The organism is Denitrificimonas caeni, from assembly GCF_027498055.1.
GTDB lineage: Bacteria > Pseudomonadota > Gammaproteobacteria > Pseudomonadales > Pseudomonadaceae > Denitrificimonas.
In genome coordinates, this window is record NZ_CP114976.1 from 2,573,402 (window position 1) to 2,585,769 (window position 12,368).

11 protein-coding genes are annotated in these 12,368 nt (G+C 40.5%); all 11 read right to left on the reverse strand.

What is annotated here, in order from left to right; translation table 11 throughout:
- Positions 1-11: 11 nt before the first annotated feature.
- Positions 12-1,172: a glycosyltransferase gene (locus O6P33_RS11995; RefSeq protein WP_269818009.1), complete on the reverse strand. Its 1,161-nt coding sequence runs from the start codon at positions 1,170-1,172 to the stop codon at positions 12-14.
- Positions 1,172-2,302 (reverse strand): non-hydrolyzing UDP-N-acetylglucosamine 2-epimerase, encoded by a 1,131-nt coding sequence (gene wecB / locus O6P33_RS12000; RefSeq protein ID WP_269819527.1) that lies wholly within the window; start codon positions 2,300-2,302, stop codon positions 1,172-1,174. The genes O6P33_RS11995 and wecB overlap by 1 nt, the downstream gene beginning before the upstream one ends.
- Positions 2,303-2,334: 32 nt before the next feature.
- The gene (wbjC, locus tag O6P33_RS12005) at positions 2,335-3,453 is read right to left on the reverse strand and encodes a UDP-2-acetamido-2,6-beta-L-arabino-hexul-4-ose reductase (RefSeq protein WP_269818010.1); all 1,119 of its coding nucleotides are present in this window, start codon (positions 3,451-3,453) and stop codon (positions 2,335-2,337) included.
- A gap of 3 nt (positions 3,454-3,456) precedes the next feature.
- Positions 3,457-4,491, reverse strand: coding sequence for a polysaccharide biosynthesis protein (locus O6P33_RS12010; RefSeq protein WP_269818011.1), 1,035 nt, complete (start codon positions 4,489-4,491; stop codon positions 3,457-3,459).
- Positions 4,492-4,520: 29 nt separating this feature from the next.
- A complete protein-coding gene (locus O6P33_RS12015) occupies positions 4,521-5,720 on the reverse strand; it encodes a hypothetical protein (RefSeq protein ID WP_269818012.1) in 1,200 nt (399 codons plus the stop codon).
- Entirely contained in the window at positions 5,717-6,397 is a 681-nt protein-coding gene (locus O6P33_RS12020; protein ID WP_269818013.1) for an HAD family hydrolase, read from the reverse strand. Before O6P33_RS12020 ends, O6P33_RS12015 begins: the two co-directional genes overlap by 4 nt.
- On the reverse strand, positions 6,394-7,140 hold the full coding sequence (locus tag O6P33_RS12025; RefSeq protein ID WP_269818014.1) for a 3-deoxy-manno-octulosonate cytidylyltransferase: 747 nt from the start codon (positions 7,138-7,140) through the stop codon (positions 6,394-6,396). Before O6P33_RS12025 ends, O6P33_RS12020 begins: the two co-directional genes overlap by 4 nt.
- A 17-nt stretch (positions 7,141-7,157) precedes the next feature.
- Entirely contained in the window at positions 7,158-8,762 is a 1,605-nt protein-coding gene (locus O6P33_RS12030) for an aldolase catalytic domain-containing protein (RefSeq protein WP_269818015.1), read from the reverse strand.
- A gap of 52 nt (positions 8,763-8,814) precedes the next feature.
- The gene (locus O6P33_RS12035) at positions 8,815-9,729 is read right to left on the reverse strand and encodes a hypothetical protein (protein WP_269818016.1); all 915 of its coding nucleotides are present in this window, start codon (positions 9,727-9,729) and stop codon (positions 8,815-8,817) included.
- Positions 9,730-9,814: 85 nt separating this feature from the next.
- The gene (locus O6P33_RS12040) at positions 9,815-11,035 is read right to left on the reverse strand and encodes a hypothetical protein (RefSeq protein ID WP_269818017.1); all 1,221 of its coding nucleotides are present in this window, start codon (positions 11,033-11,035) and stop codon (positions 9,815-9,817) included.
- An 86-nt stretch (positions 11,036-11,121) separates the two neighbouring features.
- A complete protein-coding gene (locus O6P33_RS12045; RefSeq protein WP_269818018.1) occupies positions 11,122-12,324 on the reverse strand; it encodes a nucleotide sugar dehydrogenase in 1,203 nt (400 codons plus the stop codon).
- Positions 12,325-12,368 lie beyond the last annotated feature (44 nt).

Here is a 12,368-nt window from a genome sequence, read left to right on the forward strand (position 1 = left end):
AACAACAAAACTCACTTCCCAATCACTAGCGCTGTCAGCTTAGTCAAAAACACCTCAAAACTTAACGAGTCTTTAAGCTGGCTACGATCTGTATCAAAGCTAGATATATCAATCTGATTTTTTTCTACTGCAAAAAAGAACTCAATCAGACTCGCAACGTTAGGTGGTACGACCTCACCTAACTGATGCTCTGCAACCCACTGCGCAACACTTGTTTGACTGCCACAAACCGCAACAATAAACGCACCGGAGTAAACATAAGAAGAAGATTTGCTAGGAAATGCATAACGAGTCACTTCATCTTCAATCGGCAGCAAAGCCCACTGATAATTAGCATTTAACTGCGCAGCTTCAGTCGGGCTAATAAGCCCCTTATAAGTCACATTCGAATACTTAGCAGCTAACCCTTTCAATGCTCCCGAATACACACCACCGCCAGCAAACACAAAAGGTAAGCTGCCGCCTTGATCGCAGTAAGCTGAAATAGCATCGATCAATAAAGGTATACGTTGCAAACGCCCAGCATTACCGCAAAAAGTAAAACCAACCTGCTTATCGGCAACAGTAATGCCTTCGAACGCCACTGAAGGGTTCGCTAGTATTTTTACTGGTGCTTGCGTACTAGAGCGATCTTTAATCTCGCAAGCCATCTCTTCAGTAATAGTGATCAGCAAACTCGCCTGACGCATAGTCACTGAGTCTAGCCACCGAAAAAAACGATACATCAGAGGATTAACTGGAATAACTACGTTTGCAGCTTCCGGATGAATATCTTGCAAGTGATACACATAGCTGGCACCAAACAGCTTGCTATAGAGCATCACAATAAATGGCACGATAACCGGCGGGTCAGTAGATACATAAACTTTTGTCGGACGCTGCCACAGCAGAACTATGAGCACCCAACACATAAAAAAAACAGCATCAATTATGCGCCGAAAAATACCGCTTCCAGAAATTGACCACGCTTTACAAGGAAAAAACTTCACCCCTTGCCCACGATTATGCTCAGTCAGCTGTTGGCGTATACCAGCATGGTCTTGTAATACCACGCCAACCTCGTGATCTTCGGCTTGTCGCTCAGCAAAGCGCAATAACGCCTCGCCGATAACCGGATAAATCGGCCAGAAACTGCGATTAATAATCAGAAGTTTCTCTTTGCGCTGCTTCATTAATACTGCTTCCACACATTACGCATCACATAGTCACGATAGCTATGCACAATACGCACAACCTTATCCGACACGTTAGGCATGCTGTAATCGGCGACTAAACGCAGCGTGCGCTCTGTACCCTGCAACTGGCTTTCAAGCACTTGTAAAGCCTGCATAACGCGATCAGCCTCTAAGCCAACCATCATCACTGAAGCTTCTTCCATACCCTCTGGACGCTCGTGTGCTTCACGCAAGTTCAGGGCTGGGAAGTTCAGAATGGATGATTCTTCGTTAATCGTGCCGCTATCCGACAATGACGCTTTAGCGGATAACTGCAGCTTGTTGTAGTCTTTAAAACCCATTGGCTTGAGCAGACGCACATTGGCATGAAACTCAATACCCATAGCATCGACACGCTTTTGTGTACGCGGGTGGGTAGAGACAATTACTGGGTAATCATAATGCGCAGCCACTGTATTAAGCATATCAACCAGCTTGAGGAAGTTCTTATCAGAATCAACATTCTCTTCACGGTGTGCGCTGACAATAAAGAACTTATTTTCTTGCAAACCTAAACGCTGCAGCACATCAGACTGCTCAATGCCTTCGCGGTAATAATTGAGCACTTCAAACATTGGGCTACCGGTTTTAATCACCATGTCCGGCGATAAACCTTCACGTAACAAATAATCACGAGCAATGGTGCTGTAGGTCAGGTTGATATCGGCAGTGTGGTCAACGATACGGCGATTGATCTCTTCTGGTACGCGCATATCAAAACAACGGTTACCGGCTTCCATGTGGAAGGTTGGGATCTTGCGACGCTTAGCAGGGATCACGGCCATACAGCTGTTGGTATCACCCAGCACCAGTAACGCTTCTGGTTGCACCTCAGCCAGCACTTTATCCACAGCAATAATCACATTACCAATGGTTTCCGCACCGCTCTGCCCTGCTGCATTTAAAAAATGGTCAGGCTTGCGAATACCTAAATCCTCAAAGAAGATTTGGTTTAACTCGTAATCATAGTTTTGGCCTGTGTGTACCAAAATATGTTCGCAATACTCATCTAACTTAGCCATCACGCGTGATAAACGAATGATCTCAGGGCGTGTACCAACAACGGTCACGACTTTTAATTTTTTAATGCTCATAAAAAACTCACAAATTTATGCAGATATTAAGCTTCAGTACCCACTGGCTTAGCGTAGGTATCAGGCTTTTCACGGTCGAATATTTCATTCGCCCACAACATAACGACCATTTCATCGTCACCCACGTTAGTAATATCGTGAGTCCAGCCGGTAACAGTTTCGACAATTTCAGGCTGTTCACCACTAGTATGCAACTCGTAAAACTCACCTGTCATCATGTGACGAAAGCGAAAACAAGCTTTACCCTTAATCACTAAGAACTTCTCTGTTTTGGAGTGATGGTAATGCCCGCCACGGGTGATACCTGAGTGCGCGGTAAAAAACGAGAACTGCCCAGCGTCTTTGGTTTTGAGCATTTCGACAAACACACCACGCTCATCACCGTGCTGCGGGACTTGATAGCTAAACTGCTCAGGTTTTAAGTAACTGACGTAGGTGGAATACAAAGCACGCACTAAACCGGTGCCGACATTCTCAGTAATCAAGCTATCGCGACTGTCTTTAAAGGCTTGAATCTGCTCTGCAAGCTCACCCACAGTGACCTGGTACTGCTGCTTAATCTCAACAAAACCCGACTGCGTTAAAGTGCCATCCAGTACCGCTAAGAACGACTCCACAACATCATCGATATACACCAAGTTGACTTGGGCACTTGGATCGTTGATCTGAATTGGTAAGCCTTGAGAAATATTATGACAGAAGGTTGCCACAGCAGAGTTGTAATTAGGACGCGCCCACTTACCAAACACATTTGGTAAACGGTAAATAAACACCGGCGCACCCGTGCTTTTAGCAAAAGCTAACAACGCATCTTCTGCCCCACGCTTACTCGCACCGTAAGGATTATCTGCCTCGGCTTGAATCGACGAACTGTACACCACAGGAATGGCTTTGCCCGCTTGTTGCAATGCATCGCATAACGCTTGGGTTAAGTCAATATTACCCTGCTGAAACTCTGCTGGGTCTTGCGGGCGATTGACACCGGCCAAATGAAACACCAGATCAGCCTCAGCCACGAACTGCTGCAAGTTAGCCTGGGTATGCTCACGCGTAAAGCACAACACTTCAGCATCGCTGCGCTCGGCTAAATGCAACTGTAGGTTTCTACCGACAAAACCATTCGCACCCGTAATTAAAACCCGCATGCCTTACTCCTCAGCTGCAATATTTTCGCCACGCTGGATAGCAGGCATAAAGGTGAGTTTCATTAACAGCTTGTGCATGCCTGCTACATCTAAGCGCTCAGTATTGTGCGAGTTGTAATCTTCGACTTTCGACAAATCTTTTTGTCCTTCGTCTACATATTTTGCGTAGTTTAAATCACGTAAATCTGGCGGTACACGGTAGTACTCACCCATATCTTGCGCACAGAGCATTTCTTCACGGCTCAATAAAGCTTCGTAGAGTTTTTCACCATGACGCGTACCGATAATGTTAATCGGATGCTCTGGCTTACCGACAATCTCAGTCAATGCACGCGCCAAGGTTTCTACCGTTGCCGCTGGTGCTTTCTGTACGAACATATCGCCGTTATTGCCATGCTCAAAGGCATACAACACCAGATCAACCGCATCCGCGAGCGTCATCATAAAACGTGTCATGTTCGGATCAGTAATGGTCAACGGCTGATCAGCACGAATTTGCTCAACAAATAAAGGAATAACCGATCCGCGTGAGGCCATGACGTTGCCATAGCGCGTACCGCAAATAACGGTCTTTTTCTCATCGACGTTACGTGACTTCGCCACCATGACTTTTTCCATCATGGCTTTAGAAATACCCATCGCATTAATTGGGTAGACAGCTTTATCAGTGCTCAGACAGACCACACGCTTCACTTCGTTCTGGATCGCGGCTTCTAAGACATTCTCAGTTCCAAGAATATTAGTCTTAACGGCTTCCATCGGGTGAAACTCGCAGGAAGGCACTTGCTTTAATGCAGCTGCATGGAAAATATAATCCACACCACGAGTCGCATTCAGTACGCTCATATAGTCGCGTACATCACCGATATAGAACTTCAGCTTAGGACTCGAAAAGCGCTTGCGCATATCGTCTTGCTTTTTCTCGTCACGGCTGAAAATACGAATTTCAGCGATGTCGGATTCGAGAAAGCGTTTAAGGACGGCGTTTCCGAAGGAGCCGGTGCCGCCGGTGATGAGAAGAATTTTACTATTAAACATTTATACCCTCAATTTAACTAAATTCGTGCTTATTCTGGATGCGACTCTTCAGGAACCAACCATTCAAGAAGCTCTGCTATATTTTTGACTTGCATAATCCTTTCATCACTTAACGAGGGAAACTGCGTTTTAAAATCTTGCATATCCTGACTATCAAAAAGAACTGCGCAAGACGTGCTTCCTGAATAGACTGCCTCTAATAGCACCGTAGACTTACGAGCGATTACTATATTCCCAACAATTGCATCATCAAAATCTTTAATTAACTGAGACTCTTCAACACCACACTCAACATAGTTATTAAATTTATCAAGCGGATGCAGCTTTAAGTAAAAATTAATTTTAGACGCCATTAAAATAGATATAATTTTACGATTAACATCTATACCTCTTGACTCAGGAAAAAAAACAACTTTAGGCTTAACTGAAACTGGTTTTATAATACTTTTACCCAGCAGACTTTTAACCACCTTGAAATCAAATATAAACTCCTGCCCTGTGGCTTTATAAATACTCTTATAAATACTGGCTGTTTTCTCTGAGTAACAATAGAACCTATCACCAACTACACCTCTTGGTAGCGTCACTCCATACTCAAGCCCATGTGGGTAGCAGATAAGTTTCACATTATTTTTTTTAGATACTGTTTGCTCTACTAGCGCAAACCTATCTTCTTTATTCCCAGTTATTATAATCTCTGGGCTTGTGACTTTAACAAAAAAATTAAAATATGAGTGAAAAGCAACTTTATGTGGAAACCTAACAATATAGAAACCAATAGCTCTTATCATAGCACACACATCAAGACGGCTAGAAAGCTCAAAACCAAGCTTATAAGAGTCAGTTACAAAAACATTAAAAGCGTATAAAAATATGCGCAACCTGAAACCAATATGGAAATTATATAAGTTATTATCTTCAGAAAATATAAAAGCTGACTCCTTATAAAAAACAACAGACTCTTTCTCTAAAAACCTCAATTTATTTCGAGTAGCAAATGTTCTAGCAATACAAACTTTCGAGTTTTTATTGTGACTAAATCTTCTAGGAATTAATGTCAAAATAAAGAAGTAAATAAAAAACAAGAAAAAACAGACAGGAACAAAAAAAAACCACCAAAAAACAAGATTAACAGCAGTTTTTAAGGGCGATAATAAATTTTTATTGCGAAGTTCAAAATACAAATAAACCTCATTAATATAATCACTATATTTATTTATATCTCTCATTTTATAATGCCGGGATCCGCTAAAGCATTGATAGAAGCACGAGTGCACAATTTTTCTCTAGCAATCCACTCCTTCCAACCTTTTACCTCACTCCATTTGCTTAAAAAAACAAAGTCTAACCTTGCTGTAGCTGCGGCTTTCTGGTCGTACTTACTATCGCCGATAAAAAGAGCTGGAGCTTGAATGTTTCCATTCTGTAGCTCCCTAGAAAGAATTTCGTCTTTCGTATCCGGACTACCGTAGATGCCAGAATCAAAGAGCGCAGCTAAATCACGCTGAGCGAATACTTTACGGAGTTCACTTTGATCACCACCTGAAACAATTAACCAGCGGGCGTTAGGTGTTGCTGCTCTAAGTTCTTTTAAGCCTAGAGCCACCTCACAGGATAACAAACCTTGCAGTACTGCCTTAGCGTAGTTTTCTAGTAACTCATCCAAGCTAGGCCCAGCGTCATTAGGCGCGAACTTAGGGACTAGTTGTTCAAGAAAGTAGCCAAATTTCAAATAACGAGACACTCCGCCATTGGCTACGTGGTAATCGATCAGTGCTTGTGCTGCAGCTTCCCCATAGGGTAAAGCTGCTTGATAAAACGCATCAGTTTTAACTTGATTGGAATTTAAAATAACACCATCACAGTCAAAAACCAGAGTTGCGTAATCAGAAACTTGTAACTTCATCGCTTTCTTTGCTCTATCTGACGTAATACTTCTTCAACCTTGGCTACATCTTCTGGTACATCTACAGCCAAACTGCCAGGGTGAGTTTCTACCAAGCGTATAGATTTACCTAGTTCTAAGAAGCGTAGGATTTCAATATCCTCACACAGTTCTAGTTCGCTTTTACGTCCAAAACCAAGAAAATCCTGCAGTTCTTTATTAGTAAACGCATAAATACATACCTGTTTTTTATAACGTCTGGGTGCATACTTTTTATCTTTATAGCCCGGCAAGGCAATACGAGACATATAAATTAACTGATTATCTTCAGAGGTAATCACTTTAGGGATATTCACATTGCTAGCATCTTCATCATCACCTATCCAGCTAAAGCCATTAATCACTTCATTCATATAAGCTAGCTTAGTATCACGAACCTTAAGAATATCTCCTGGGTTAACTAAAGGCTCGTCCCCTTGCACATTGATATAAATATCAGAATTAATTTGTGTTGCGGCTTGCGCTAAGCGGTCAGTACCTGTTAATGCATCATCAGTTGTCATTACTGCCTGAAAACCTGCATCTTTAACTACTTTAGAAATACGCTCATCCTCTGTAGCAATATAAACATTTTCAGCGCCTACAGCTCGGGCAGAAAGCTCCGCAACCCATAAAATCATAGGCTTGCCCAGCAAGGGTACTAAAGGTTTTCCAGGATAACGACTAGACCCATAACGTGCAGGAATAACTACAACACTACGCATAACTTAAACCTCTTAATTTATAGCGCATAAACCGATTCGCTTGGCAATGCATAACGAGTGGCTGTAATAGCAAGCAACGGTATAGCTTTCGTATTTTTTTGGTACATGTCTAGCAAAAACTGCATCTCACTACTACGCGGATCATCAGAGCTGAAACCATCAAAACCTGTCATTAACACTTTATTAGCTTTACCACTAGTGACGATAGCTAAGGCATAAGCGACGACTAATGACGTTGGCGCGATACAAAACCTATCAGAAAACTCAAACTTACTTGCTTCGACATTTAGACCAAAATCAAGTATTTTTTTATCAGCCAATGAGTTTTTCACATCTTTTGGCAACATGGAATAAGGAGTAATTAGTGGCTGGGGTAATTGTGCATGAGCATCACAATCTGCTAACAGACGTACGGGATGGCAGGCAACACGCAGATCAATTAACTCTGAGTCTATTGCACCTTGGGTATTCAGGGCTAGTACCAAGGGTTTGGCTTTGCGAATATAGCGCTCTAGTGCTTTGCGATGCTGGGCGACACCAGGGCCTGTACCTAATAAAAGTACATCACGCCCTTCAAAAACCAGTTTCGGTGACCAACTGCCTTTGGCTTCACCGCTGTAGAAATGACGAGCCGCATCTAGAGTATGCAGACTAAACTTCTTACCCCCCTCTGCTCGTAAGTGCTCGATCACCGCTAACACATCCTCTTCACTGTAGCGCGAGTCACTTAGCATCTCTTGGATATAAGTGGGATGAATACCATACTTACCAGCCAAATAGTAGAACGGGTTAGTACCCCAACCGTACTCGGCTTGCATTGGAGAGAAATGTTGACGCAATAACGTCATAAGAGGAACAAGGTTAACCTTCTGATTACGCTTTACTGCTAGCTCAATAGCTAACTCTTCGGTACGGGCATTACCTGGGCCACGCCCCATTCCAGTCACAGTAGAGTCCACCCAAGATACACCCTCATCTAAGGCGCGCAGGGTATTCGATAATGCTAAGCCGAGGTTATCATGTGTATGAATGCCTAAAGCCCCCTGCCACTCACTCCGCAACCAGTGAATAATCTGTGCTGTTTGATCTGGATTCATACTGCCCATGCTGTCAGCAAAATAGAGCGCATCAACTGGATAAGCTTTAGCTTGGCGAGCAAGAGCTTTAATTTCAGCTTCGGTTCTATCGGCAACCTGCATTAAATTATAGCCTACCTTATATCCTCGCTTTTTAAGCCAGTTAGCAGCTGGCAAGGCTTGTTCAAACTCATGAACATGGCAAGCAATACGCACTAGATCTACAGGCGAATTAGCTGCTATATTAGGAAATAAAATCTCTAATACCTCTTCGAGAGGTAGCTCTCCTACAAGTTCATTAGCATTAACCATTACACCTACGGTTAAATCAGTGGGTACAGCTAAACTATTAATAAACTCATCGGTAGTAAAAGCACAAGCGCCTTTAAAGCTAGTATTACTTAGTGAGCGCAACCCAAGCTCGACAATATCAACACCTGCGGTTTGCATAGCATTTAGATATTGCTGGATGAGTTCAGAGGAAAAATCCCAGTTATTATAGTAACCGCCATCACGGAGTGTGCAGTCAAGAAAACGTAAGCTCATATTAAAACCTTCCCGCTCTTACTAAATAAACAAAAACAAATTATAACAACCACTACTTAAATAGCATTTTTTTTATTGGGTACAAGTAACGTGAAAATGAAAAAAGCACTAAAAACAAAAAACCTTTATACCTTTTACTTATAAGCTTATCCATAAATAATTTATCATTAACTACATCTACAACTTCGGTGCAATCAATATAAAACTCATCACTTAAACTTAGGATATCCCTACCCTTTCCTTTTGAGTGCGCACCCTCAACATCTAGTCCAATATTTTTAATTAGATTCATCTTAGGAATAACGCAAAGCTGATTTCTTTCTCGAAAACACAAATCAAAAGGATAAGCCCAAGAGTTCACACTATAAGACTGCATTAAACCAACAATCCCTCTCAGCATCAACTTTTCATTTAAAGGCAGCGCTTCTAATATATGCTTGGGTAGCTTTTTTTCATACCCGATCTCAATATTGTTATTAACTACCCTATCTGACCAACTTGCCCACCCCCAACAAAAAAACTTTCTTGTAAAGGTATGTGAAAATTTCATATCATAAATATCAGCAATTTCATTTCTACCTGCTATCGAGCCTATACGCTTATCATCTTTATATTTTTCAAGCATCTTTCCTGCAAAATCAAAAAAACTTAAACTAGGAATACAGTCATCTTCCAATACAATACCTTGAGCTTCATTATTAAAAAACCATTGTACTGACTCAGAAACATTTTTTTTACACCCAAGGTTATGCTCTGAAAACCTAAAAAACAATTCACAATCCCAATCAATAAGCTGAATAACTCTTTTACGTAAAGACTCAACTAACTTTTTTTCATCTTCTATACAATCTCTAGCACCATCACAGGACAAGTAAACCTTTTTAGGTTTAACTTTAGAAAGTACCTTTAGTAAAGAAAATATAGCTTTTGGCCTATTAAAAAAAACCAAAAGAACTGGAATATCCATAAATCCTCCAAAATATTTTATACACAACAAACACAACTATAGAGCCTAATAAAAAACCGAGTGACGAATTGTTAAAAGCATAGCTCTATAAGAGTTTTCTACTTGGATATCTTGAATTATAAAAAAATAGAGATACTAGTAAAATAGAAAAAATTGAATTCTTACCCATCTCAAACATTGGATTACTAAGCATTAAAAAAGGAAGATTGAAAACCCAAACGAATATAAAAGCACCTATCAATCTATCATTAAAATCAACACCTTTATTAAAAACTCTATATGCCTTAAATCCAATGTATATATAAAAAAAACAATACACAGAAAACCCTAAAACCCCATACCTATAGATATAAGAAGCAGCAAACGACTCTAAATATATCCCTCGTCCTAAACCAACACTAAGCATGTAATGATCAAGCGAGGAATTAATGGAAAAAATTATTTGTTCTATTCTTTCGCTTACTGATACGGATTCAAAGCCACCATCCAAGATTATTGACAACTGTTTTAATGAATAAAAATCACTCCTCAATAATAGCTCTCGCATGTAGTCAAAATAATATAAAAAAAATAAGGCAGAAAAAACAAGGAGAACTAGTAGTAGTATTTTAAAAAACATTTTTGAACGTATAAAAAGGATTAAAAAAAACGTAATAAAAACTGATAAATACGCTGTTTTACCTTGAGATAAAAATACAAACACCATAGATCCAAGAGAAACACATACCCATTTAAAATTAACCTCAAAAAAGAAAAGCCTACACATAGAATAAGCATATATAATATAATAAAAATATGCAGCAAAATATGTAGAAGCAAAAACAGATAAAAACGCATTTTCTTTAAATCTTTCTTGTGGGAAATACCACCTTGCAACAAAATCAGGATATCCACTAAATGTCATAGATAAGATAAAAAACAAACAAAGAATAAAAAAAGAAAAAACCACAAAGTAGTCTAAAAAAACTGAAGCTATTATTTTATTCCTATTAAATAAAACAAAAAAAGAAAGGTACATAAAAGCCATGCCAGCAGCCCTAAAAAGACTGGGAATATCACTCAATCCTGCTATACCATAAAAGATATCAAAAGACCAGGCTATTATTAAAAAAAGCTCCATAAGTAAGAAGAAATAAAAGGGAATAGATACGTTGCCAGAAAAAAAATCAAAAGAGATAAGGATATACGCTAAAGAAAAAACAACTACTATGAAAAGTATAGGTTGCTCACTCAATCCACCACCAAAAGCAGGGAAAATTAAAACAAAAAATGCAAAAACGGCTGGAATAACTATACTTGAATTCATATGTTCACATTAAAATATCAAAAAAATCACGACACTACTTACTACTGGTAATATAAAGTCTTCATATTTAAAACCCACATTTAAAGTCAACTATCTAATCCAAATAGATCTCTAGTAAATATTTTCTCTTCAACATTTATTAGATCATCCACAACCCGATTTGCCACAATCACACAACTCACTTCCTTAAACTCCTCCAAGTCGTTAATAACCAGTGAGTTATAAAAGTGCGTCTCTTTCAGCGCTGGCTCATACACCACAACTTCAATCCCTTTTGCCTTAATCCGCTTCATCACACCCTGGATAGCTGAAGCACGGAAATTATCTGAACCAGCCTTCATTACTAAGCGGTAAATACCCACAACGGGCTTAACATCAGATCCAGATATGACCTGCAGTTCAGCAATAAACTGTAAGATACTTTCAGCAATAAAGTCTTTACGGGTGCGATTAGAATCGACAATGGCTTTGATTAAGTTACTAGGCACTTCATCGTAGTTAGCCAGTAGTTGCTTGGTGTCTTTGGGCAGGCAGTAACCGCCATAGCCAAAGGATGGATTGTTGTAGTGGTCGCCAATGCGTGGGTCAAGCCCGACGCCCTGAATGATTTGCTTAGTATCTAAGCTGTATGTTTGTGCGTAAGTGTCTAGCTCATTAAAATAAGCGACGCGCATGGCTAGATAGGTGTTAGAAAAGAGTTTTATGGCTTCAGCTTCGGTGGAGTCGGTAAAAAGCAGAGAAACGTCTTTCTTTATAGCGCCTTCAAGCAACAAGTTCGCGAAAGTCTGCGCACGCTCTGATTGCTCACCAACAATGATCCGCGACGGATAAAGGTTATCATGCAGCGCTTTGCCTTCTCGTAAGAATTCTGGCGAGAAAATGATGCTGTCGCTCCCTAGAGCTTTTTTAAGCTGCGCGGTATAGCCAACGGGTACGGTCGATTTAATCACCATCACCGCTCGGGGGTTAATGGCTAATACCTGCTTTATAACCGCTTCTACACTGCTGGTGTCGAAGTAATTGGTTTTCGGATCGTAATCCGTGGGTGTGGCGATAATCACAAAGTCAGCATTGCTATAGGCTGTTTGCGCATCCAGAGTGGCGCTAAAGTTAAGCGGTTTGTTGACTAAAAAATGCACTATATCTGCATCGTCAATAGGTGACTGCTTCGCATTTAACAAAGCAACTTTTTCTGGAAGGATATCAACAGCAACCACTTCATGGTGCTGGGCTAATAACATAGCGTTGGATAAACCAACGTAACCTGTGCCTGCTACTGCAATTTTCATAATGTGTTCTGATATTTGGAGATAGAAATATTAGGTGGGATTGT